We start from the raw sequence: 24,447 nt of genomic DNA on the forward strand, positions 1-24,447 counted from the left end.
TCTGATCGAACGGGGGGAAAGATGAGCGGGTCGAGGAGTTGTCAGCGCCCCGGCTGTGAGGGGTCGTACGAGGACATGGGCGGCGGTGAGCTGTACTGCGACACCTGCGGTCTGGCCCCGGTCGTCTCGCCGACCGGCATGCTCTCGTCACCTCCCACCGGGATCACCGGCGGCGGCAAGGACAGCAGGTCGAGCGGCGGAAACAGCGGCAAGGGCAGCGGTTCGGCGCGCAGCGGTTCGTCGCGCAGCGGTTCGTCCCGGTCCTCCTCGCGCTCCTCCACCTCACGGCGTTCGGTCTCGGGGCGGCTGTCGCGTTCGCTGTCGGGCCGGCTCTCCAGCCGGTCGGTCTCGGTCCGCAGCTCCGGTACGGCCGCCGGCAGCTCGGCGCGCAACCGGCTGGGGGCCGGCCTCGTCTCCGTACCGGACGTGCCGCGGCCCGATCCGCGCTCGGCGGTGATGGCGAGCCCCGAGGTCCCGGAGCGCAAGCGGTACTGCTCGCGTTCCGACTGCGGTGCGCCCGTGGGCCGTTCGCGCGGTGACCGGCCGGGGCGTACGGAGGGGTTCTGCACCAAGTGCGGCCACCCGTACTCGTTCATGCCGAAGCTGAGCGAGGGCGACATCGTCCACGGGCAGTACCAGGTCGCGGGCTGTCTGGCGCACGGCGGTCTGGGCTGGATCTATCTCGCCGTCGACCGCGCGGTCTCCAACCGCTGGGTGGTCCTCAAGGGCCTGCTCGACACGGGTGACCAGGACGCCATGGAGGCGGCGATATCCGAGCGGCGCTTCCTCGCCGAGATCGAGCACTCCAACATCGTCCGCATCTACAACTTCGTGGAACATCTCGACCAGCGGACCGGCTCCATGGACGGCTACATCGTCATGGAGTACGTGGGCGGCAAGGCGCTCAAGGAGATCGCCAACGAGCGGCGCAGCCCGGACGGCAAGCGCGATCCGCTGCCGGTCGAGCAGGCGTGCGCGTACGGCATCGAGGCGCTGGAGGCCCTCGGCCATCTGCACAGCCGCAATCTGCTCTACTGCGACTTCAAGGTCGACAACGCGATCCAGTCCGAGGACCAGCTCAAGCTCATCGACATGGGCGCGGTCCGCAGGATGGACGACGAGGAGTCGGCGATCTACGGCACCGTCGGCTACCAGGCACCGGAGGTCGCCGAGGTCGGCCCGTCGGTGGCCTCCGACCTGTACACGGTGGCGCGGACGCTCGCGGTGCTGACGTTCGACTTCCAGGGCTATACGAACGTGTTCGTGGACTCGCTGCCGGACCCGGACAACATCGACGTGTTCCGGACGTACGAGTCGTTCTACCGGCTTCTGGTGCGCGCGACCGATCCCGACCCGGCGCGGCGTTTCGCCTCGGCGCAGGAGATGGCCGAGCAGCTGACCGGGGTGCTGCGCGAGGTCGTGGCGCTCCAGACGGGCCGCCCGCGGCCGGCGCTGTCGACCCTGTTCGGCACCGAACCGCGCGTCACGGACACGCAGTTGTTCGCCGGCACCGCGGGGGACGTCTCGCGGCTGGGGCCCCGTCCCGAGCCGGTGCGCACAGGTCTGTTCGGCCGCCGGGACAAGTCGGCGCGGAGCGTTACCGGTTCGGCGAACGGGGCGTCCGGCCGGACCGCGCTGCCGCCGGGCCCCGGCGGGTACACGGGCACGGGCGTTCCCGCGCCGCTGCCCGGCCACCCGGCGATCCAGCCGCCCCCGCCTCCGTTCGGGGCGCCGCCCCTGCCGCCCGGCGCGCCGCGGGCCGGCGTCCCGGCACCCCGGACCGGACCGGGAGCCGGCGCGCCCGGGAGCCCCGGCCTCCCCGCCGTCCCGGCCGTCGAGACCCTGGAGACCGGCGCTCCGCTCGCGCGCATCGACGCGCCCGCCACCGCGCTGGCGCTGCCGGTCCCCCGGGTCGACGCGAACGACCCCAACGCCGGTTTCCTGGCGGGGCTGATGGCGTCCGCGCCCGCCGAGCTGATCTCCGCGCTCGCGGAGGCGCCCACCGACTCCGTGGAGCGCCGGCTGCGTGAGCTGCGCGCCCGGCTGGAGATGGGTGAGCTGGTCACGGCCTCCGAGGCGCTGACGGAGCTGGAGGCGCGCCACGCGGACGACTGGCGGGTCGTCTGGTACCGGGGTGTCGCCTCGCTGGTGACGGGTGAGAACGAGATCGCCGCGCTCTCCTTCGACGCGATCTACGACGCCTTCCCGGGCGAGGCCGCGCCGAAGCTGGCGCTCGCGGTCTGCGCCGAGGTCCTCGGCCAGCTCGACAACGCGGCGGAGTACTACCGCCTCGTATGGATGACGGACCCGAGCTATGTCAGCGCCGCCTTCGGCCTCGCCCGGGTGCAGAACGCGGCGGGGGACCGGATCGGAGCCGTACGGACCCTGGAGTCGGTCCCCGAGGCGTCGATCCACTACACGGCGGCCAGGATCGCGGCCGTGCGGTCCCGGCTGCGCCGCCGTGACCTGCGCGCACAGTCGCCGCTGGCCCTGCCGGGTGCCATGCCGGACGCTCCGCTGATCGACGATCTGAGAGCGGCGGCCGACCAGGTTTCGCGGCTGGGCCAGTTCGGTCTGGACGCCATGCGGCGCGAGCAGTTGTCGACGGAGGTTCTGGGCACGGCTCTGGACTGGGTACTCTCCGGTAGTCCGGGCAACCAGCCCGGACAGACCTCGCTGCTCGGCAGTGAACTGGACGAGCGTGGTCTGCGCTTGGGACTGGAACGCTCGTACCGGGTGCTCGCCCGGCTCGCTCAGCGGGGCGAGGAGAGGATCGACCTGGTGGAGCGGGCCAACCGCTTCCGCCCCCGGACGTGGGTGTGATTGATGTCGCAGATGCGCCAGCCGACAGCCCTTTCGAGGTGTCCCAGTTGCGAGGAGCCGCTGGAGTCGGGCGACCTGTTCTGTGGTGCCTGCGGGTACGACCTGTCGGCCGTACCCCCGCCGCCGCAGGACCACCCCACGATGGTCATCAACGGCGCCCCCGCGTCGGCCGCGGGAGCGGCCTCTCCTGAGGCGCGTACGGGCCGGACGGGTCCCTCGGGCCCTTCGGGTCCCGCGCACGCCGGCGGCAGGGTCGACTGGCCGAGCGCCGCCGGGACGGACGGGACGGCCCCGCCCGCGCCGGTGCATCTGCCCGGCGAGCTGCCGGGGCTCGACTCCGCCGGGGTGCCGCTGTCCGGCCACACACCGGCCGGCCACCTGCCCGCGCCGCCGCCCGCGCCGGGCGCCGCTCCGCCGGCCGGGGACTTCGAACTGCCCGCGCCCGCGGGCGTACCGGCACCGGCGATGCCCGCCGGGGCCGCGCCCTCCATGCCGCATGTCACCGATCTCCCGCAGGCGGAACCCGCCGACCCCCGTACGGCGCCGCCCGCCGCCCCGTCGGGCATGAAGCTCTGCGTGGCCTGCCGCGCGGGCCATGTCGACACCGACGGCTACTGCGAGAACTGCGGTCACGCCCAGCCGCGCGAGCGCGACCATCTGGAGCAGGAGTTGGACGCGGTGGCCGCGGTCAGCGACCGCGGGCTGCGCCACCACCGCAACGAAGACGCGTTCGCCGTCTCCTCGGCCGCGCTGCCGGACGGTTCGCCGGCCGTCATCGCGATCGTCTGCGACGGCGTGTCGTCCGCGACCCGCCCCGACGAGGCGTCGGCGGCGGCCTCCTCCGCCGCCAACGAGGTGCTGCTCGCGTCCCTTCCGCTCGGCACCCACCCGCAGCAGGCGATGCACGAGGCGATCGTCGCCGCCGCCGAGGCCGTCAACCTCCTTGCCACCCGGCCCGGCCGGGACGACGGACGCGAGGCCGCGCACCGCGCGCAGAACGCGCCCGCGTGCACGATCGTCGGCGCGGTCGTGGCGAGCGGGCTGCTGGTCATCGGCTGGGTCGGCGACAGCCGTGCCTACTGGGTCCCCGACGACCGCACCGGGCCGCCCGCCCGGCTGACCGAGGACGACTCCTGGGCCGCCCAGATGGTCGCGGCGGGCCTGATGAACGAGGCGGAGGCGTACGCGGACGAGCGGGCCCACGCCATCACCGGCTGGCTCGGGGCCGACGCGTACGAACTCGAACCGCACACGGCGTCCTTCAAACCGGACCGCCCCGGTGTCGTGGTGGTCTGCACGGACGGTCTGTGGAACTACGCGGAGAGCCCGCAGGAAATGGCACGGGCCCTTCCGCCCGACGCCGCCCAACAGCCCCTGCGCAGCGCCCAGGTGCTGGTCGGCCATGCCCTCGACGGCGGGGGCCACGACAACGTAACAGTGGCCCTCCTGCCGTTCGCCGTACCGCAGCAAGGGGCAGGATCCGCCTACAGCACGGCCTGAGCACCCCACTGCCCGGACCACCGGCCGGACCGGCGGCCCGGACCGGAGCCCCGGTCCGATCCCGGGAGTCCGCCCGCCCGTTGTCCCGCTGCCCCCCTCACGTCTTGTGAACTTTCTGCCAGTGGAGCGTCAAGGAGCCGATACAGATGGCGAACTTCTCCAAGTCGACCGTGCCGCAGTTCTCCGTCGAGGTGTACCAGAACGAGTACTTGCCCGAGGGTGGACGAGAGGTGAACGCGATCGTCACGGTCACGTCCACCGGCGGGGGTACGACCGGCGGGGTGCCCCTCACGGGAGCGTCCCCCAGGGGCACGTCGGCACCCGGCCAGGGCCCGGGCGCGGCCGTGGTGATCATGGTCGACTGCTCGGGATCGATGGACTATCCGCCGACGAAGATGCGCAACGCCCGCGACGCGACGTCCGCCGCGATCGACACCCTGCGCGACGGTGTCGCCTTCGCCGTGGTCGCCGGTACGCATGTGGCCAAGGAGGTCTACCCCGGCAACGGCCGGCTCGCGGTCGCGGACGCCGCCACCCGCGCGGAGGCCAGGAACGCGCTGCGCGGACTGGGCGCCGGCGGCGGCACGGCCATCGGCACCTGGCTGCGGCTCGCGGACCGGCTGCTGTCCTCGGCCGACGTGCCGATCAGACACGGCATCCTGCTCACCGACGGCCGCAACGAGCACGAGACCGCGGAGGATCTGCGCGCCACGCTCGACGCCTGCGCGGGCCGGTTCACCTGCGACGCGCGGGGCGTCGGCACGGACTGGGTGGTGAAAGAAGTCACAGGAATAGCCTCGGCGATGCTGGGCACGGCCGACATCGTCGCCGATCCGGCGGGCCTGGCCGCGGACTTCACCGAGATGATGGAGAACGCGATGGGCAAGGAGGTCGCGGACGTCGCCCTGCGGCTCTGGACGCCCGTCGGGGTGGAGATCAAGTTCGTCAAGCAGGTGGCCCCGACGGTCGAGGAGCTGACCGAGCGGCGTACGGACGCCAACCCCCGTGCCGGGGACTATCCGACGGGCTCCTGGGGTGACGAGTCCCGTGACTACCACGTATCCGTCCAGGTCCCGGAGGCGGGCGTGGGGCAGGAGATGCTGGCCGCGAGGGTCTCACTGATCCTGCCCGCCGCCGACGGTACGTCACAAGTGCTGTCCCAGGGGCTGGTGCGGGCGGTGTGGACCGACGACATGGCGGCCTCGACGTCCATCAACCCGCAGGTCGCGCACTACACCGGCCAGGCCGAACTGGCACAGGTCATCCAGCAGGGTCTGGAGGCCCGCAAGGCGGGGGACTTCGACGGCGCGACGGCCAAACTGGGCCGTGCCGTACAGCTCGCGTCGGACTCCGGGAACGCGGATACGGCGAAATTGCTTTCGAAGGTGGTGGACGTGGTCGATGCCGCGACCGGTACTGTGCGACTGAAAGCGAAGGTCGCGGACGCGGACGAGATGACACTGGAAACTCGCTCGACCAAGACCGTTCGCGTCAAGAAATAGCGAACAGCGACACGTAGCGGACAACAGCGGCCTGCGGGCCGGACGAAGAGAGGGGGAAGCGCCGACATGCCGACCTGCCCGAACGGACACCAGTCGGGTTCCGACGACTGGTGCGAGGTCTGCGGCCATCGCATGGCGGCCGGGGCCGGTGCTCCCGCCGGATCGGTGCCGCCGCCTCCGCCACCGCCGCCCGCGCCCGGTTACGGCTACCCGCAGGACCCCAACGCGACGGCGCAGGCGGAGCTCTGCCCGCAGTGCCGTACGCCGCGTGAGGGCAACGCCCTGTTCTGCGAGGAGTGCCGGTGGAACTTCCTCACCAACACGGCGACCTCCTACACACCGCTGGCGCCCCAGCACCAGCCGGGCGGGCCCGGAGGTCCCGGGGGCGCCCCGCCTCCCGGACTGAACCTGCCGCCGGGCTTCCAGGCGCAGCAGTCGCCGCCCCGGCCGCCGGACCCGTACGACTACCAGGGCTCGCGGCCCTCCCAGCTGAACCGGCCCGCCGAGCCGCTGGCTCCCGATCACCAGCAGGGCCGGCCGGGCGGGCTCGGCCCCCAGGGCGGACCTCCCGGGCCTCCGGGACCCCCCGGACCTCATGGCCAGGGGGGGCCTCCGCCGCCCCCGCCGTACCAGCAGCAGGGTCCGCCGTCGCCGCCCTCGTTCCAGCAGTCGGGGCCGCCGGCCCCGCCGCAGCAGACCGGTGGTGACGACTGGGTGCTGCCGCCGCCCTCGCAGGGGCAGGCGCCCGGGCCGCCGAACCAGTTCCAGCAGGGCCCGCCGCAGCAGCAGCACCAGCAGCCTCCGCACCAGTACCAGCCGCCCGGCAACTGGACCGCGGTCGTCGCACCGGACCGTGAGTACTTCATGGCGATGATGCAGCGCAGCGGCCCCGAGGCGACGGGGCTCAACCTGCCCGCGTACTCACCGGAACAGCATCTTCCGATGACGGGCAACCAGATCACCATCGGCCGGCGTCGCCACTCCGCCGGCGAGTCCCCCGACGTCGACCTGTCCGTACCGCCGGAGGACCCGGGCGTCTCGCACCAGCACGCCGTCCTGGTCCAGCAGCCCGACGGCAGCTGGGCGGTGGTCGATCAGAACTCGACCAACGGCACGACGCTGAACGGCGCCGAGGACCCGATCCAGCCGTATGTCCCCGTCCCGCTCAAGGACGGTGACCGGGTGCATGTCGGTGCCTGGACGACGATCACGATCCGCCGGGGCTGAGAGAACCGGCGGACCGCCGTCAGCGGGGATTCAGTGACCAGGAGTAGGGCCCCGCTGGGTCGTCCAGCCAGGCCCACTGCCGGTCCGGGCCGACCGTGATACCGAACCTCTCCCTCTGGGGGCGCCCCTCGCGCTCCCAGAGGGAGAGGGCCTCGTGCGGGTCCAGGCTGCCCGTGGTGAGCGAGAGCATGAAGCGGAACAGATCGTTCTCCAGCGCTCTTCGGGGCAGTCCGCCGATCCGCTGGAGCACGGGCAGTCCGGGGTCCTCGGGACCGCCGCCCCGCAACGGGACGAAGAAGGCCGACGTGTGCAGGAAGTGCCCCTCCGCGTAACGGCCGTGGGCGGATTCACCGACGTCGAGCGCGATCAGCCCGGTGGAGAACGGCGAGAGGATCCGCGCCCCGTCCGCGCACTGCGCCAGCCAGCCGGAGGGCACGGCGGGCAGTGTGCAGGTCGCGATGATCCGGTCGAAGGGCGCCCGCCGGGGGCAGCCGAGCGCGCCGTCACCCGTGACCACCGAGGGCCGGTACCCGGCTGCGGCGAGATGGGTACGGGCGGACTCCGTGATCTCCGGATCCAGATCGATCGTCGTCACGCGGTCGTCGCCCAGCCGGTGCGAGAGCAGTCCCGCGTTGTAGCCGGTGCCCGCGCCGATCTCCAGGACGGTGTGCCCGTCCCGCACGTCGAGCTCCGCGAGCATCCCGGCCATCAGGGAGGGCTGGCTGCTGGAGGAGATCAGTTCCCCGTCGCGTACGCGGGTGGCCAGCGCCCCGTCGGTGTACACGCCTCTTAGCCAGCGCAGCCGTCTGACCGGGTCGGGGTCGCCGCCCCACAGCCGGTCGTGGCCGCCGAGCCGGCTGACGAAGTAGTACGGGACGAACAGATGGCGCGGCACCTCCTCGAAGGCCGCGCGCCAGGCCGGGTCGTCGAGGACCCCCTCGGCGACCATGCCCCGCACCATGGCGGTACGCGCCTCCACGGCGACGGCCTCCTCCTCGTCGCCCGGCTCGTACTCCTCGTGGTGCTCGCGGTGAACGCCCATGCCTCCACTGTCCTGTGTCGGGGGCGCGGAAGCGAGCAGTACCGGGGTCCCGGACCGGAGGTAACCGGATTCAGGACGCGAAAAGGCGGGTCCCGGGCGGTGGACGGGGGACGGTCGGGGATCTGCCGGAGGTCTGCCGGAGGTCTGTCGGGGCGCTTTCGCGCGGTCCTAGGCCTTACGTACTCGGCCGGTGCGTCTGAGACCATGGACAGGTGAACGAGATTCCGCGCGGCACGCTTTCGGAGCAGACCTTCTACGAGCAGGTCGGCGGCGAGGAGACCTTCCGGCGCCTGGTCCACCGCTTCTACCAGGGGGTCGCGGAGGACCCGCTGCTGCGGCCGATGTATCCGGAGGAGGACCTCGGGCCGGCCGAGGAGCGGTTCACGCTGTTCCTGATCCAGTACTGGGGCGGTCCCCGCACGTACAGCGACAACAGGGGTCACCCGAGGCTGCGGATGCGGCACGCCCCGTTCACCGTCGACCGGGCCGCGCACGACGCGTGGCTGCGGCACATGCGGGTGGCCGTCGACGAGCTGGGGCTCTCGGAGGAGCACGAGACACAGCTCTGGAACTACATGACGTACGCCGCGGCGTCGATGGTGAACAGCTGAGCGACGGGGTCCTGGTCGCCCGTGTCCCGGCCGTCGGTGTCCTGACCGCTCCCACCGTCGGCGATGTCCCGGAATGCGGAACTCCCGTTCCGGACAACGGTCACGATCGTGTCAAAGTCCGCCCGTAAGCGGTTTCGCCGGGCGGGTGCCCTCTGAAAGTATCCGATCTCCGGGGGCGGACGAGGGATCGGCGGGGGGACGCGTGACAGGGTTCGTGTTCCTGCGCGTCCGGGCGCACCGGCTCCTGCTCGCGGCGGCGCTCCTCGCCGTCCTCCTCACCACCTGCGTCCTCTCCGCCCTGACCGCCTTCTCCGGCTCCGTCGGGGACGCCGCCCTGCGCCACACCCTCCAGGGCCGCGAGGCCGCCTCAGCCGCGCTCGTGATCACCGCGCAGGTCCCGGCGAGCGACCGGAAGGCGGCCAACGAGGCGGCGACCGGGGTCGCGCGGGAGTCCTTCGACGGACTGCCGGTCACCGTACGGAAGCTGGAGCGCTCCGGGTCGTACGCGCTCCCCCGCGCACTCCAGGCGCCCGCCGCCCGCAAGGGCGATCCCGACCTCACGCACTTCGCGACGCTCGACCGTTCGCGCGTACGGCTGGTGACGGGCGCCTGGCCCGGGGAGACCGGGACCGGCGGAGGGTCGGACCCCGTGGAGGTCGCGTTCCCCGAGGAGGCGGCGACCCAGCTCGGGCTGGAGGCCGGGACGCGCCTCACCCTCGTCGACCGGCTGGACGAGGAACCCCTCACGATCCAGGTCACGGGCGTCTACCGGCCGGCCGATCTCGGCGACCCGTACTGGACGTTGGACACCCTCGGCGGCCAGGGCGTCCAGACGGTCACCTTCACCACCTACGGTCCGCTGCTCGCCGATCCCGCCCTCTTCGACTCCGGGCGGCTCCCGGCGGGCGACCTGTCCTGGCTGGCCGCCGCCGATTTCCGGGACGTCACCACCGACCGTATGGACGCGCTGCGCGCCGCCGCCGAGCGCGGCCCGAAGTCTCTCGCCGCACAGCCGGTGTTCGACGCCGGGGTGACCGCGCGGACCACCCTGCCGAGCGTGCTCGACCGGACCGAACGCGCCCTGCTCGTGTCGCGCTCCACGCTGCTGATCGTCGCCGTCCAGCTCGTCCTGCTCGCCGCCTGCGCCCTGCTGCTGGTCGCGCGGCTGCTGAGCACCGAGCGGACCGGTGAGACGGATCTGCTGCGGGCGCGCGGGGGTTCACGGCGCCGGATCGCGCTGCTCGCGACCGTGGAGGCGCTGCTGCTGGCGCTGCCCGCCGCGATCTGCGCGCCGCTGCTCGCGGGGCCGCTGACCCGGCTGCTCGCCGAACGGGGCGGTCTCACCGAGATCGGGCTCCGGCTCGGCGACACCTCCACCGGACAGGTGTGGCTCACCGGGGCCGGGGTCGCGCTGGCGTGCGCCGCCGCTGTCGTGGCGCCCGCCCTCGCCTCGGCGGGCGTCACCCGGCTGCGGCGCGGCAGGGCCGGGGCGCTGCCAGGCCCGGTGCGCGCGGGCGCCGACGTCGGACTGCTGGTGATCGCGGCGGTGGCGTACTGGCAGCTGGACCGGCAGACCGCCACATCGGGCGGCGGGGCGCTCAGCGGGGACAGCCGGGGCGAGCTGGGCGTCGATCCGCTGCTGGTCGCCGCCCCCGCGCTGGCGCTGCTCGCCGGCACCGTACTGACTCTGCGGCTGCTGCCGCCCGTGGCACGCCTCGCGGAACGGCGCGCGGCGAGCGGGTCGGGCCTGTCGTCGGCACTCGCGGGCTGGCAGTTCAGCCGCCGGCCGCTGCGCGGCGCGGGGCCCGTACTGCTGCTGGTGCTGGCCGTGGCGACGGGGATGCTGGCTATCGGGCAGAGCGCGTCGTGGGACCGGTCGCAGGATGAGCAGGCCGACTTCAGAACCGGCGCGTCGCTGCGGGTGGAGGCGAACCGGCCGGGCGATCCGGGCCAGGCGGGGATCTACTCCGCGCTGCCGGGCGTACGCGCGGCGGCCCCCGCGCACCGCGCCACCACCGAGCTGTCCGCGGACCGGACGGCGACGGTCCTCGCCCTGGACACCGGCCAGGCCGACGAGCGGATGCTCCTGCGCGACGACCTGTCCGGCGGAGAGGGCGCGGCCCGGCTCCTCGACACCGTACGGCCGCCGGAAACGGCGCGGCCGGGTGTCCCGCTGCCCGCAGGCACCCGGCGGCTCCGGGTGACGATGCGGCTCGCCGACACCACGGCGGGCGACGGGGTGTCGCCGAGCGGCAGGGCTCCGTTCACCACGGTGGTCGTCGAGGACCGTTACGGGATCGGTTACCGCCTGCTCGCGGGCGAGGTGCCCGTCGACGGCCGACCGCACACCGTCACGCTCGATCTGACCGGGGCAGCCGATTCCGTACGCGGTCCGAAAGCGGCGAGCACGCCGCTCACGCCGGCGGAACCGCTCACGCTGACCGGTCTGGTGCTCGACTCCAACGCCCCGCAGGGCGCGGGCGAGACCCACCGGCTCAGCGTCGAGGCCCTGGAGTCGCTGGACGCCGGGGGCGCGGCGCGCACGGTTGACGTCGCCCCGGACTTCCGGTGGCGGGCGGTACGGCTCGGGTCGCTGGAGGGCGAGGCGGACCCCGTGCTGCCGCTGAAGCCGACGGTCTCGGCGGCGGCGCCGCTGGTGGTCACCTACAGGACGGGAGTCAGCCCGCAGGCGGAGAGCTACTACGACCCGGCCCGGAGCACCAGCGTCCAGGTGGACGTGGAGCGCCCCGGTCCGCCCGCCGTGCTGCCCGCGATCGCCACCGACACCTTCCTGCGCGCCGCAGGGGCCAGGACCGGGCAGAGCCTGGACGTCCAGCTCTCCGGCAACCGGCTGCGGGTCAGGATCGCGCGCTCTGTCGACCAGCTGCCCACCACCGGTCCCGGCGCCCTGAGCGCGCGGGCGGCGACCGAGACCGCCGACGGCGGCCGTACGGGCGACGGCGGCGGGCTCCTGCTCGATCTGCGCGCGGTCAACCAGGTGCTCGCCGACCGGCGGGCGGCGTCGCTGGCGCCGACCGAGTGGTGGCTGAGCGCGGCGCCCGGCCGCGCGCCGGGGATCGCCGAGACGCTGCGGAAGCGGTCGGACGTCGATCCGGCGCAGGTGATGGTCCGCGACGAGACCGCAGAAGAACTGCTGGGAGATCCGCTGGGCCTCGGCCCGCGGTCCGCGCTGCTGGCCGCCGCGATCGCGGCGGCGGCGCTGGCGGCCGTCGGCTTCGCGGTGAGCGCGGCAGGGTCGGTACGTGAACGGGGCGCCGAGTTCGCCCTGTTGCGGGCGCTGGGCACCCCGCGCCGGCAACTCGCACGCCTGATAGCCACCGAACAGGGCCTGCTCCTGGCGGTCGCGCTCCTGGTCGGACTGGCTCTCGGCGCCGCGCTGACCAGGGCGGTCGTGCCTCTGGTCGTCCTGACGGGCCAGGCCACCCAGCCGGTACCGCATGTCCTGGTCGAGCTGCCCGCCGGCCAGGTGGCGCTGTTGCTGGCGGGGGTGTCCGTGCTTCCGCTGCTGCTGATCGCGTATCTGACCCTGCGCCGTACGGACCCGGCGGCCACGCTGCGCGAACGGGGAGGCAACTGAGATGCGCGCACAGGGGGAGGGCGGAGGGGACGGCGAGAGCCGTAAGGTCGGCGCGCCCGGCCATGAGGAACCTGGCCCTGGAGCGCCCGGCCCTGGGGGGCCCGGCTCCGACGCTCCGGACACCGACGCGCGCCGCCGTGGCGTACCCGGCTCCGCCGTGTCCCGCCCTGGCGCGCGCCGCCGTCCGCCGGTCGTCGCGCCCTGGGTTCGGACGCGGTTGCGGACCGCGCCCGGGGCCGCCGCCGCGATGGCCGTGCTCGTCGTCCTCACCGCGTATCTGGCCGCCGCGTTCCCGCGTTCGGTCGACGCGTACGAGACGAACGGCCTGCGCCACGACATCCGTACGGCCACGGCCGCCGAGAGCGTCCTGGAGGTCAGCTCCGCGCCTCCCGGCCTCGGCATGCCGCAGAGCGAGCGGGAGAAGATCCTGCGCACCGCCTGGGTGACCCAGGCGCACGGGAACATCACCCGGGGCCTGCCGGCGCCCCTACGGGCCGACGAGGGCGGTTCGGCGTACGGCGTACGGACCTCGGAGCCGGTGGAGGGCACCGATCCCTGGCTGCCCGCGCCGGACAGTCTGCCGCCGATGCTCACCCTCGCCGCTCAGGCCGGCCTCGACCGCCACTCCACCCTCCGCGAGGGCCGGCTTCCCCGCGCGGGCGGCGCGGTGACGGCGGCCACCGGGGAGGTCGAGGCCGCCGTCACGGCCGAGACCGCGAGGGCGCTGCGGCTCAAGGTCGGCTCGGTGGTGCACGTGCCGGGCGTGGACCGGGACGAACTCGGCGTACGGATCACCGGAATCGTCGTGCCACGGCAGCCGGACAACAGCTACTGGTCCGTCGAGACCACACTCGGCTCCCCCGCCCTCGTCACCAAACCCACCAACGACCGCCCCCAGCCCCGCTACTGGCGGGCCTCCCTCCTGCTGGCGCCGGACGCCGCGCCCGTGCTCCTCGGCACCACCGGCCAGCCCCGGATGTACTGGCGGATCGCGCCCGGCATCACGTCGCTCACCGCCCGCGACGCGCCTCGACTCGCCTCCGTCGTCGCCTCGTTGGAGAACGGCCCCGAGCTGACCGAACTGCGCGCCCCGACGGTCGTCGGCCCCGGAGCCGTCGTGACGACGGGACTTGACGAGATCGTCGCCGCGCACCGCACGATGCGTTCGGCCATCGCCCCGGTCGTCGCCGTCGCCGCGCTGGGGATCGGTGCCGTGGCCGCCGTCGTACTGGCGATGGCGGGCGGTCTGCTCGCCGCGCGGCGCCGGTCCGAACTCGCCCTGCTGCGCTCACGCGGCGGATCGTTGGCCGGCATCGGCGGCCGGCTCCTCGCCGAGACGGCGGTGGTCGTCGTACCCGCCGCCGCCGTCGGTCTGCTGCTGGCCGTCCTCACCGTCCCGGAGGCCCGGCTCGCGCCCGCCGTGGGAGCGGCGGGCGGCGCCGCCCTGCTGGCGTGCGCGGCGCTGCCTCTCCGCGCCGTCACGGCGCACCGCAGGCCGCGGGCGCGCGGGGGCCGCGAGGATCTCGTACGGGCGAGGCCCTCCCGCCGCCGCACGATGGCCGAACTGACCTTGCTGGCGCTGGCGATCGGCGCGGTGGTCGCGCTCCGCCGGCGCGGTGCGGGCGGACCCCCGGACCCGGCCGCCCTCGACACGGGCGACGCGGGCGGGGTGGGGGACGTGGACTATCTGGTCAGCTCCGCGCCGATCCTCGTCGGGCTGATCGCCGCGCTGGTCCTCGTACGCCTCTATCCGCTCCCCCTGCGGCTGGTCGGCCGCCCCGCCGGGCGGCTGCGCGGCGCCGTCGGCTTCCTCTCGCTGGCCCGCGCGGGCCGTGCGTCGACGTCGGGGACACTGCCGCTGCTGGCCCTGCTCATCGCGCTGACGACGGCGGCCTTCGGCGGCTCCGTACTCGCCGGGATCGACGGCGCCAGGGAACGTGCCGCCGTGCTGGCGACCGGCGCCGACGCCCGGATCAGCCTCGTCGGCTCGTCGCCGGTGCTGCCGGACGGGCTGGCGGAGGCCGTACGGGAAAGCCCGGGGGTCGAGGACGTGACGGCCGTACGGATCGAGTACGGCGTACCGCTCCCGTCCGACACCAGGGGATTCCGCACCGCGCTCGGCGTGACCATGATCGGTGTGGAGCCGGAGGCGTACGCGCGGCTGGCCCGGCGCACGGGACTCGGGGAGTTCGCGGCCTCCGAGCTGAGGTCGGTGGGCGGGGGCGGCGTACGCGACGGCGGGTCCGACCCGGACCGGGTGCTGCCCGCCATCGCCTCGCCCGCCGTCGCGGAGCGGCTCGGCGACGGGCCGCGCGACATCCAGTCGGCGGCCGGGGACTTCAAGGTGCGGGTGGCGGAGATACGGCCCGGCACCCCGGCGTCCCCGATCGACGACTACCTCCTGGTGAACGCCGCCGATCTCACTCAGCGGGCCCCGACCACGCTCCTGGCCACCGGCGCGACGCTGGACGGCGGGGCGCTGCGGCGGACGGTCACCGAGTTCGGCGGGACGTCCGCGGAGAGCTCGGGCGAGAGAGCGGGCGAGACGTCCGCCGCGCCCTTCTCCGTGAAGCTGCGCGCCGAGGAGCGCAAGACGTTCGTCAACACGCCCATGCAGGAGGGCGCGGAGCGGATCTACGCGGCGGCGATCGCGGCGGGCGCGGGCTACGCCCTGCTGGCCCTGCTCCTTTCGCTGTCGCAGACGGCACCGGAACGCGTCACGTTGCTGGCGCGTCTGCACACCATGGGGCTCACGAGGCGGCAGGGCCGCCGGCTCCTGGGCTTGGAGGTCCTTCCGCAGGCGCTGCTCGCCGCTGTGGGCGGGGCGTTCGTCGGCTGGGTGACGATCGTGCTGCTGGCGCCGGGGGTGGATCTCGTACGCCTCGCCCTCACCACCACGTCGGACATCCCGCTGGACGGGGCGCCGCTCCGGGCCGACACGTGGGCCTTGGTGCTGCCCGCCGTGGGGGTGCTGGCGCTCGCCGCGGCGGTGTCGGTGACGCAGGCGTGGTGGGCGGGGCGGCAAGGATCGATCAACGAACTCAGGGCGGGAGAGAGCCGATGACATCGTCGACCGAGTCCGGGGCGGCTGCTTCTGCCGGGGCTGTTTCCTCCGGTGGGGCGGCTCCCTCTGGCGGGGCTGATGCCTCCGGCGGGGCTGTTTCCTCCGGCGGCGCGACGCTGGAGCAGTTGGGGCGGCGGGCCGGGGGCCACCGCGACCGTCCCTCGTACGGGCACGACGCGCTCATCGCCTGCGACCGGCTGGTCCGGATCTTCACCGCCGACGGGGTGGAGGTGCAGGCCTTGCAGGGCCTCGATCTGCTGGTGGCCGAGGGCGAGTTGATGGCACTGGTCGGCGCGTCCGGGAGCGGGAAGTCGACACTGATGAACATCCTGGCGGGCCTGGACGTCCCGACCGCCGGGGCCGCGAAGGTGGCCGGCCGCGATCTGCTGGGCATGGACGCGAAGGCACGGCTCCGCTACCGGCGTGAGGCGGTGGGCTTCGTCTGGCAGGAGACGGGGCGGAACCTGCTGCCGTACATGACGGCAAGTCAGAACATGGCGCTGCCGATGCAGTTGAGCGGCCGGGACGGGGGGCTTCTGGGCGGCCGTCGCCGTCGTGCCGAGCGCGCCGCGCGGGCCGAGTCGCTGCTGACGATGCTGGACGTCGCGGACTGCCGTGACCGACGCCCGCACCAGATGTCCGGCGGCCAGCAGCAGCGGGTCGCGATAGCCGTCGCCCTGGCCAACTCCCCTTCCGTACTGCTGGCCGACGAGCCGACAGGCGAACTGGACTCGGCGACCGGGGAGCAGGTGTTCGCCGCGTTCCGCCGAGCGAACGAGGAGTTGGGTACGACGATCGTGATCGTCACCCATGACCAGGAGGTCGCGGGCGAGGTCCGCCGGACGGTGGCCATCCGCGACGGCCGCACCTCCTCGGAGGTCCTGCGCCGCAGGGAGGTCGACGCGACGACGGGTCAGGAGTCGGTGGTGGCCCGGGAGTACGCGATGCTCGACCGCGCGGGGCGCCTCCAACTGCCCGCCGACTACACGAGAGCACTGGCCCTGGAACACCGCGTCCTGCTGGAACTGGAACAGGACCACATCCAGATCTGGCCCGACAGCACGAGGCCCGGCGCCCCGGGATCCAGGACGTCGGAGCCCGACACCCCGTCCGAGTAACCGGACCGAGTGATGGCGGGGGTTCCCGCCGGGCCGGGCCTGTACTGGATCTTCGGCACACAGGTCATGCCCCCGGGATCATGGCTGCTCACCGCCGCGCCCGCCATCCTGGCGGCCAACGCGGCGTTGACCGCGCTCCCCGCGTGGACCCACACCCGCGAACCGGCGGGACGCGTCCTCAACACCGAACCCGCGTGAGGGCCCTTCAACGGGGCGGGTCATGCCCCGGGTGACGGACACCCAGGCCGGGGCAACGCCCAGACCGGGGTCACGCTCAGGTCAGCCGACACCCAGGCCGGGACGACACCCAGACCGGGATCACGCACAGGTCAGCGCAACGCCCAGGCCGGGACGACGCCCAGACCGGGGTCACGCGCAGGTCAGGGCAACGCTCATGCGCTCATGCCGGGGTCACGCACGGGTTCAGGGCAACGCCCAGGCCGGGATCACGCACAGGTCAGCGCAACGCTCACGCCGGGGTCACGCACGGGTTCAGGGCAACCCTCATGCCAGGGCAACGCTGAAGCATGGATGGCCATCAGGCCGGGGTCACGCTCAGGCCGCCGATGCCCCCGGCGCCCGTCGCGCGTACGGCGATGGAGCCGTACGGCGTCCGCAGACGCATCCACGCCCCCGCCCGGAGCAGCGCCACCGGGGCGTTCTCCGGCATCGGGCGCAGGAACCCCACCGACTGCGCGGCGTGTACGGCGCGCAGCGGCAGGCCCGTGTCGCCGACCGTGCGGGACCAGATCTCGTGGCCGATTCTGTCCCGTTCCGCGCGGTCCCGGTGCGCCGCGGGCAACGCTTCGTCGCGTGTGCGGAATTCGGCGACGGCCGCCGCGACCGACTGACGCAGCGCGGCGGGTCCCGGCAGGCCGGACACCAGCTGCCAGCCGCCGCGCGGGGGCAGCACCCCGGTCCACGGCGGCCCGGTGACGGCGGCGGGCAGTGCGAAGGAGCCCGTCGACTCGTCGATGGATTCGAGGAGTTCACCGGCGGAGACGGTGGCATCGAGCCGCGCCTCCGCCGTGTCCTCCCGCAACCGCGCGGTCCGGATCGCGAGGACCTCGAACGCCGGTGGCCGCCCGAACACCGCGACCGCCCCCGCGCCCACCTGGAGACGTACCGCCGCGGCCCGGTCGTAGCGGATCAGCCGACCGAGGAAGGCGGCCAGATCCGCCGCCTCCGCCGTGTCGGCGAGCCGCAGGGCCCGCACGGTCGTCGCCGTCATGCCGCGAGCGCCTCCGCGTCGTCCAGGTACTTCACGAGGAACGACTTCTCCTCGGCCGTGATCCTCCGCGGCCGGCCCGCCTGGAGGTCGTACGGCACGACGACCGTCGAGGCCCGCACGTACACCTGGTCCCCGTCCTTGATCTCGTACGCGATCGTGAGCATCGCCGCGCCGATCTTCGCCACCCACAGCTCGACGGTCACCGGCTCGTGCCGGTGGACCAGCGGCAGCTTGTAGTCGATCTCGTGACGGGCCACGACGGACCCGCCCTCGAAGGACGGCGAGCCCTCCCCCGGCGCCAGCCGGAACATGAAGTCGATACGCGCTTCCTCCAGATAGCGGATGAAGACGACGTTGTTGACGTGCCCGAAGGCGTCCATGTCCGACCAGCGCATGGGGCAGCTGTAGTGGTGGCGGGCCATGTCAGCCTCGGGTCAGCTTCTTGTACGTGGCGCGGTGCGGCCGGGAGGCCTCGGCGCCGAGGCGCTCCACCTTGTTCTTCTCGTACGACTCGTAGTTGCCCTCGAACCAGAACCACTTGGACTCGCCCTCGTACGCCAGGATGTGCGTGGCGACGCGGTCGAGGAACCAGCGGTCGTGGGAGATGATCACGGCCGCCCCGGAGAACTCCAGCAGCGCGTTCTCCAGCGACGACAGGGTCTCGACGTCGAGGTCGTTGGTCGGTTCGTCGAGGAGCAGCAGATTGCCGCCCTGCTTGAGCGTCAGCGCCAGGTTGAGGCGGTTGCGCTCACCACCGGAGAGGACACCGGCCGGCTTCTGCTGGTCCGGGCCCTTGAAGCCGAACGCGGAGACGTACGCCCGCGACGGCATCTCGACATGCCCGACGTTGATGTAGTCCAGCTCGTCGGAGACGACGGCCCACAGCGACTTCTTCGGGTCGATCTTGGCGCGGCCCTGGTCGACGTAGCTGATCTGGACGGTCTCGCCGACCTTGATCTCGCCTGAGTCCGGTGTCTCCAGGCCCTGGATCATCTTGAACAGCGTGGTCTTGCCGGCGCCGTTGGGGCCGATGACCCCGACGATGCCGTTGCGCGGCAGCGAGAAGGAGAGGTCGTCGATCAGCACCTTGTCGCCGAACGCCTTGTTCAGGTGCTCGACCTCGACCACGACATTGCCCAGCCGCGGCCCCGGCGGGATCTGGATCTCCTCGAAGTCCAGCTTCCGCATCTTGTCCGCCTCGGCGGCCATCTCCTCGTAACGGGCGAGCCTGGCCTTGGACTTGGCCTGGCGTCCCTTCGCGTTGGAGCGGACCCATTCGAGTTCGTCCTTGAGCCGCTTGGCGCGCTTCGCGTCCTTCTGGCCCTCGACCTTGAGACGTGCCTGCTTGGTCTCCAGGTACTTGGAGTAGTTGCCCTCGTAACCGTGCAGACGGCCGCGGTCGACCTCGCAGATCCACCCGGCGACGTTGTCGAGGAAGTACCGGTCGTGAGTGACCGCGACGACGGTGCCGGCGTACTTGGCGAGGTGCTGCTCCAGCCACTGCACGGACTCGGCGTCCAGATGGTTGGTGGGCTCGTCGAGCAGCAGCAGGTCGGGCGCTTCGAGCAGCAGCTTGCAGAGCGCGACGCGGCGGCGCTCACCGCCGGACAGGTTGGTGACGGCCCAGTCGCCGGGCGGGCAGCCCAGCGCGTCCATGGCCTGCTCCAGCTGGGTGTCCAGGTCCCACGCGTCGGCGTGGTCCAGGTCCTCCTGGAGCTTGCCCATCTCGTCCATCAGGGCTTCGGAGTAGTCGGTCGCCATCAGCTCGGCGACCTCGTTGAACCTCTTCAGCTTGCCCATGGTCTCGGCGGCGCCGTCCTGGACGTTCTCCAGGACCGTCTTGCTCTCGTCCAGCGGCGGCTCCTGGAGGAGCATCCCGACCGAGTACCCGGGCGTCAGGAACGCCTCACCGTTGGACGGCTGCTCCAGCCCGGCCATGATCTTCAGAACGGTGGACTTACCGGCACCGTTGGGGCCGACCACACCGATCTTCGCGCCGGGCAGGAAGCTCTGCGTCACGTCATCGAGGATGACCTTGTCGCCGTGCGCCTTGCGCGTCTTGCGCATGGTGTAGATGTACTCAGCCAAGAGAAACCGTCCGGCAGATCGAGAAGGGCCAATGTGCGGCTCCACCGCGTGAGGGCAGATGGAGCCATCTTGCCGCACGTCCCTCCCTGGGGAGAAACCGCCTGTCCAGGTCTCGGACAGTCCGTCCCGAGGCGCGGGCCGCGCGGGTGCGGTGCCGGCGCCGGCTTCACCGCCGACGCCCCGGCCCGGAGGTCCGGCCCGCGGCCCCGACGCGCGACCGGATTCGTCTGCGCGCCGGGGCCGCTGTCATTGGCGGCCGGTGTCGGGCCGGTCGGCGGGGCGTGCGGCGGTGCCCCGGTGGATCAGTCCTCGACGGAAGGGTCGTTCTTCTTACGGAAGAAGAAGACCGCCGCGCCACCCACCACGACCAGACCGATCGCGACGCCCGCGATCACCGGGGTGGCGTTGGAGGCGCCCGTCTCGGCGAGGTCGAGCCCTTCCGTGCCGACGGTGCCGCCCGCCGTCGCGGGTGCCAACTGGGTGGTGGTCCCGTCGGTCGGCTGACCGGGGTTCCCGCTGGTCCGGCAGTCGAGAACGCCCTGGAAGTTCCTGGCGAGACCGCCCGGCCCGGTGATCGTGAAGTCGTACGCCTGGTCCTCGGCGACCGGCACGGTGACGGTCCTGGACTTGCCGGCCTCGACCGCGTACTCCTGACCGGCGAGCGTGAAGGTGAACCGCTCGTCGCCCTCGTTGACGGCCGTGACGTCGACGCCGCCCTTCGCGCAGTTCTTCTCGGCGGTTATCGCCGGCATCGCGCCCTTCGCGGCCCAGGTGGCGGTGGCCGTCGCCGAGACCGTGGACTCGCTGGAGCCGGCCAGGATCTGCGTCTGGCTCTTGGTGACCCCGGCGAACGCCCTGCCCACCGGTACCGAGGTGGCCGCCTGCACGCTCAACGCGGCGGTGCCGTCGGCCGCGTCCTCGGGTATGTCGAAGTACAGCTGCGACCCGTCGGCCGCTTCGGTCAGCGACTTGCCGCTCTTGTCCGTGATCTTGATGCCCATCGCGACGGCGTCGGCGGGCGGCGAGACCGCGACACTCTCACCGTCCGTACGGACGGTGACCGGCCCGAGACGCTCACCGCTCCGCCCGGAGACCGCGCCGGGCTCCAGGGTGAGCGAGGCCTTGGGCTCGCCGAGGTGGTCGGCGCTCCGCTCCAGCCAGTCGGCCAGCTTCTCGGCCTGCGGGTCGACGGCGTCCACGTCGGCGTTGTCGGACTTGCGCCAGATGGCGACCTGCGTGCCGGCCGCCGCGGTCCTGGCGGTGAGCGGCCCGGTGCCCGCGCTCTCGGCGAGAGCGGCGAGGTCGTCGACCTGGGGGTAGGAGTTCTGCAGGATCCAGCGGATCTGGCCGGCGTTCTTGTTCGCGCCGAGCGAGGTCTGCGCCCAGGGCGTCTCCAGATACTTCGCCTGGTCCTGGGTGGGGTTGTGGATGTCGATGCAGTACGTCTTGAGCTTGCCGCCGCCGTCCACGGTCATCTCGAAGAGCCCGGCGGGCAGTTCGTGCGCCTGGCCGTTCGAGTGGAGCACTGCCTTGTCGTACGTGATCAGGCCGTCGAGCGTGGCCGCGGCGCCACCGCGATGCTGGAGGGATTCGTCGGCCACGGCCGCACCCGCGCCGGCCAGCGAGCCCGCCACGACAAGACCCGAGGCGACCGTCGAGACGGCGAGACGGGCGGCGCCCCGCCTGAGAGTGGTGGGAGCGAAGAACTGAGACAGCGCAGACAACACAGATTTTTCCCTCCGTGCGAGGTCCTCCGCGTGGGACGCGTGGGGGTGATTTCCTCGCCAGCAGACTCAAGTGCCCATGAGTACTCGGGAATCCTATGGACGGCGAAGAGCCCCGATGCCCGTTCGTACGTACCGATAACCGTTCCGAATCGGAATCGTTATCGCCCCTCCCTCCGAGTCTGTTCCTCTATCGACAAATCTCCACAACTCCCCGGTCAGAGTGGCCCGGTCCGCGCCGCGACCGCCCCGACCCGCTCGGCCGACTCGTCCTCTTCGGTCAGCCACGGTTGCGTATGCACCGGTTTGCCGACCGCGCTCCCGCGCCCGTCGCCAACGTCCCCGGCGTTCGCGGCCGTGGCCGCCGAGGTCGCCGCCGACATGTCCACCGGACGTTCCGTCAGGGCCGGGTTCGCCCGTGCCACACGCTTGAACGCCGAGGTCCCCCATGTCAGGTCATGTCCGATCGACACCGCGTCGATGTCCACGAACGTCCTGCGCTGCCCGTCCTTCGCCTCGTCGCGCACGCGCAGTCTGCCGTGCACGACCAGCGGATCGCCGACGTTGACCGACGCGGTGAGATTCGCCCCGAGACCGCGCCACGCGCAGACGGTGTAGAAGCTCGTACTCCCGTCCGTCCAGACCGAATTACGCCGGTCCCAGCGGCGCGGAGTCACCGCGAACCTGAACCGCGCCACCCCGCCCGTCGGCGTTTCCCGGTATTCCACCCCCGTCGCGGCGTTTCCCACCAGCGTCACCACGGTGTCGTTCATGACAGCCCCCCTGTTTCCCGTTCTCCGGCCCCGTCGACCGACCACTTCATGCTGGACCGGTCGGGAAATTTCTGCCGACGCCTGTGGATTACTCACCAGTTGTGGATAACTCCGTCACCCGTTCGTGGCCGCGCCGTACACGGTCGCCCCCATGCGGTCGCCCCGGCCCGGACGGGTCCCGCCCGGACGGCCGCCGGGAGATCTACCTCGTCAGGCCGGACACCGTCGAGTACTGCTCCCGCACCTCCCGGTACCGCATCAGCTCCGCCGCGATCGGATCGAGCACCTTGGCCCGTCCGCATCCCGCAGCCGCCTCCCGCAGCCGCCGCTCGGCGTCCTGCCCGTACCGCCGGGCAGGACCCCGCGCCGCCGCCGCACACGCCCACTCCACCAGCGGCCCGCCGACGATCCCGGCCAGCATCACCAGCACGGGCGGGACGATGCCCGGCGGGAGCACGCCGATGATCTGGCCGGCCAGCCAGAGCCCGCCGTAGATCTGAAGCAGTGTCATGGCCGCCTGCGCGAGCACCGCCGCCGGCCACCAGGCGGGGCGCGCCGGGCGCCCGCTGGGCGGTCCCGCCGTCACCGCCAGTTCGTCCAGGGTCTCCGGCAGCCCCACGGCGCCGCGCACCGCCGCCTCGCGCACCGCCTGCGCCCAGGGCCTCGGCAGCCCTGCCGCCGCGTCCTCCGCGACCGTACGGACGGCCTGCTCGACCCGCTGCCTGGCGGTGAGTTCGTCCTCCACGATCACCGAGGCGCGCGCGGCGCCGCCGCCGGGCGTCCGGCTGCGCTCGTACCAGCGCCACAGCCTCAGCCAGGGCGTCCCGCACGCGCGCCCCGCGTTCCTGCGCCACTCGCGCTCGGCCGCCTCGCCCGTGGCCACCGCGCCCACGGCCCACGCGAGCCGGTCGGCGAACTCCTCACGGGAGCGTTCGCCGAGTCCGGTGCGTCCGTCGGCGACGTACACCGAGCGCAGTCGGGACGCCGCCGCGTCGACGTCGGCGGACAGCCGCCGGGCGGCGGCGTTCCGCTCCTGCACGAAACGGCCGAGCAGCTCGCGCAGTTCGCCCACGCCCTGCCCCGTGAGGGCGGAGATCGGCAGCACGGCGGCGCCCGGTTCGCCGTGCTCGCCGAGCGCCATGCCGTCCTCGTCGAGAAGTCGGCGCAGATCGTCCAGGACCTGGTCGGCGGCCTCCCCGGGCAGCCGGTCGACCTGGTTCAGGACGACGAAGGTGATCTCCGCGTGCCCGGCGAGCGGCCGCAGATAGCGCTCGTGGAGCGCGGCGTCCGCGTACTTCTCCGGGTCCACGACCCAGATGACGGCGTCGACCAGGGCCAGCACACGGTCGACCTGGTCCCGGTGCGCGACGACGGCGGAGTCGTGGTCGGGCAGGTCGACCAGGACGAGACCTTTCAGTTCCTCGTCCCCGTCGCCGCCCGCGAGCGGCCTGCGACGCAGCCTCCCAGGGATGGCGAGCCGGTCGAGCAGCCCGGCCGCGCCCTCGGACCACACACAGGCGATGGGCGCCGACGTGGTCGGCCTGCGCAGCCCGGTCTCCGAGATCGGCACCTCCGCCAGCGCGTTGAAGAGTGTCGACTTACCGCTGCCGGTGGCTCCCGCGATGGCGACGACGGTGTGCCGCGACGAGAGCCGCTGGCGCGTGGAGGCCTCGTCGAGCACGCGTCCGGCCTCGGAGAGCGTGGTTCCCTCGATACGGGTCCGGGAGAGCCCCACAAGCTCGCGCAGGGCGTCCAGCCGTACCCGCAGCGGCCCTTCGTACGCGCCCCCGATGGGCTGGTGGACGTCGGCAGCGTCCGCCGTCGCGTCGTCCTCGTCGATCCCCTCCACACCGACGCCGGCGACCGCGTCGGCGGCGCCCTTGCGTCCGCCGGCGTGCCGGGCGATCAGCCCGTCGTTCCAGCGCCGACCGGTACCGCCGCCCGATTCGCCGTTCCCTCCTCGGCCCCGGCCGCCCTCGCCGCCGCTCGCCCGCCCTCTCCCGCCCGCATCGCCGCCGGCGCCGCGCCCCCTGCCGCCCGCGTCGGCCCCGCCGCCCCTTCGCGCCCTGGAGCGGGTGCCTGTCTGCCCCGCCCCGGTCTCGCCGGGCCCGTCCGCCAGGGCCGTCACATCGGTCACGTCCGCCAT

Annotated in this window: 16 protein-coding genes; 9 read left to right on the plus strand and 7 right to left on the minus strand. The window is 73.1% G+C overall.

Annotation, left to right across the window (positions count from 1 at the left end; all coding sequences use genetic code 11):
- Positions 1-21: 21 nt before the first annotated feature.
- The 4 genes from ACFWU9_RS24845 (at position 22) to ACFWU9_RS24860 (ending at position 7,052) form a co-directional block, all read left to right on the plus strand.
- The gene (locus tag ACFWU9_RS24845) at positions 22-2,823 is read left to right on the plus strand and encodes a tetratricopeptide repeat protein (RefSeq protein ID WP_384321978.1); all 2,802 of its coding nucleotides are present in this window, start codon (positions 22-24) and stop codon (positions 2,821-2,823) included.
- Positions 2,824-2,826: 3 nt separating this feature from the next.
- Entirely contained in the window at positions 2,827-4,323 is a 1,497-nt protein-coding gene (locus tag ACFWU9_RS24850; protein ID WP_384321980.1) for a PP2C family serine/threonine-protein phosphatase, read from the plus strand.
- A 146-nt stretch (positions 4,324-4,469) separates the two neighbouring features.
- Positions 4,470-5,825: a VWA domain-containing protein gene (locus tag ACFWU9_RS24855; RefSeq protein WP_384321982.1), complete on the plus strand. Its 1,356-nt coding sequence runs from the start codon at positions 4,470-4,472 to the stop codon at positions 5,823-5,825.
- A 66-nt stretch (positions 5,826-5,891) separates the two neighbouring features.
- Complete coding sequence (locus tag ACFWU9_RS24860; RefSeq protein WP_384321984.1) at positions 5,892-7,052, plus strand: FHA domain-containing protein; 1,161 nt, start codon at positions 5,892-5,894, stop codon at positions 7,050-7,052.
- 19 nt (positions 7,053-7,071) lie between these two features.
- Here the strand turns inward: ACFWU9_RS24860 and ACFWU9_RS24865 are convergent, their stop codons facing one another.
- Positions 7,072-8,094 (minus strand): methyltransferase domain-containing protein, encoded by a 1,023-nt coding sequence (locus ACFWU9_RS24865; RefSeq protein WP_384321986.1) that lies wholly within the window; start codon positions 8,092-8,094, stop codon positions 7,072-7,074.
- A 212-nt stretch (positions 8,095-8,306) separates the two neighbouring features.
- Between ACFWU9_RS24865 and ACFWU9_RS24870 the strand changes: the two genes are divergently transcribed.
- The 5 genes from ACFWU9_RS24870 to ACFWU9_RS24890 all read left to right on the plus strand — a co-directional run bounded on the left by ACFWU9_RS24870 (position 8,307) and on the right by ACFWU9_RS24890 (position 16,683).
- Positions 8,307-8,705 (plus strand): globin, encoded by a 399-nt coding sequence (locus ACFWU9_RS24870; RefSeq protein WP_384321988.1) that lies wholly within the window; start codon positions 8,307-8,309, stop codon positions 8,703-8,705.
- Positions 8,706-8,907: 202 nt separating this feature from the next.
- A complete protein-coding gene (locus ACFWU9_RS24875; protein WP_384321990.1) occupies positions 8,908-12,303 on the plus strand; it encodes an FtsX-like permease family protein in 3,396 nt (1,131 codons plus the stop codon).
- A gap of 247 nt (positions 12,304-12,550) precedes the next feature.
- Entirely contained in the window at positions 12,551-15,367 is a 2,817-nt protein-coding gene (locus tag ACFWU9_RS24880) for an ABC transporter permease (protein ID WP_384322098.1), read from the plus strand.
- Positions 15,364-16,485, plus strand: a complete 1,122-nt coding sequence (locus tag ACFWU9_RS24885) for an ATP-binding cassette domain-containing protein (RefSeq protein ID WP_384321992.1) — start codon at positions 15,364-15,366, stop codon at positions 16,483-16,485. The genes ACFWU9_RS24880 and ACFWU9_RS24885 overlap by 4 nt, the downstream gene beginning before the upstream one ends.
- Before the next feature lie 12 nt (positions 16,486-16,497).
- Positions 16,498-16,683 (plus strand): hypothetical protein, encoded by a 186-nt coding sequence (locus ACFWU9_RS24890; RefSeq protein WP_384321994.1) that lies wholly within the window; start codon positions 16,498-16,500, stop codon positions 16,681-16,683.
- 340 nt (positions 16,684-17,023) lie between these two features.
- Here the strand turns inward: ACFWU9_RS24890 and ACFWU9_RS24895 are convergent, their stop codons facing one another.
- The 6 genes from ACFWU9_RS24895 to ACFWU9_RS24920 form a co-directional block, all read right to left on the minus strand.
- A complete protein-coding gene (locus ACFWU9_RS24895) occupies positions 17,024-17,716 on the minus strand; it encodes a hypothetical protein (RefSeq protein WP_384321996.1) in 693 nt (230 codons plus the stop codon).
- On the minus strand, positions 17,713-18,138 hold the full coding sequence (locus ACFWU9_RS24900; protein ID WP_384321998.1) for an acyl-CoA thioesterase: 426 nt from the start codon (positions 18,136-18,138) through the stop codon (positions 17,713-17,715). Before ACFWU9_RS24900 ends, ACFWU9_RS24895 begins: the two co-directional genes overlap by 4 nt.
- Before the next feature lies 1 nt (position 18,139).
- A complete protein-coding gene (gene ettA / locus ACFWU9_RS24905) occupies positions 18,140-19,804 on the minus strand; it encodes an energy-dependent translational throttle protein EttA (protein WP_384322000.1) in 1,665 nt (554 codons plus the stop codon).
- A 302-nt stretch (positions 19,805-20,106) separates the two neighbouring features.
- Positions 20,107-21,531 (minus strand): LAETG motif-containing sortase-dependent surface protein, encoded by a 1,425-nt coding sequence (locus ACFWU9_RS24910; RefSeq protein WP_384322002.1) that lies wholly within the window; start codon positions 21,529-21,531, stop codon positions 20,107-20,109.
- Positions 21,532-21,746: 215 nt separating this feature from the next.
- Positions 21,747-22,301: a single-stranded DNA-binding protein gene (locus tag ACFWU9_RS24915; protein WP_384322004.1), complete on the minus strand. Its 555-nt coding sequence runs from the start codon at positions 22,299-22,301 to the stop codon at positions 21,747-21,749.
- A gap of 202 nt (positions 22,302-22,503) precedes the next feature.
- Positions 22,504-24,447: a GTPase gene (locus ACFWU9_RS24920; RefSeq protein ID WP_384322007.1), complete on the minus strand. Its 1,944-nt coding sequence runs from the start codon at positions 24,445-24,447 to the stop codon at positions 22,504-22,506.

Source organism: Streptomyces sp. NPDC058653 (assembly GCF_042716895.1).
Lineage (GTDB): Bacteria > Actinomycetota > Actinomycetes > Streptomycetales > Streptomycetaceae > Streptomyces.